We start from the raw sequence: 255 nt of genomic DNA on the forward strand, positions 1-255 counted from the left end.
AGCGCGCGCGCCAGCGGGTCAGCATATAGCGGAACGCCTTGGCCAGATCCGAGGGGCCGGAGAGCTGCGGCAGGATCGTCTCGGCCCAGGTTCTCAAGGCATCGGCCAGCGGGCGGGACCGGTCCTGGCGCCGTCGCTGTCGCTCATCGGGCGGCTGGCCGGCGATCTCGCGTTCGATGGCGTAGAGGGCGCCGATGCGCTCCAGCGCCTCCCCGGCGATGGCCGAGCCGGTCTTGGCGTGCACGTCGAAGAACT

General features: G+C 71.4%; 1 protein-coding gene. It reads right to left on the reverse strand.

The window, feature by feature from the left end; all coding sequences use genetic code 11:
- On the reverse strand, positions 1–255 hold a 255-nt coding region (locus tag FV226_RS27780), incomplete at both ends, for a transposase (protein WP_147765439.1).

It is taken from the genome of Methylobacterium sp. WL12, assembly GCF_008039475.1.
Classification (GTDB): domain Bacteria; phylum Pseudomonadota; class Alphaproteobacteria; order Rhizobiales; family Beijerinckiaceae; genus Methylobacterium; species Methylobacterium cerastii.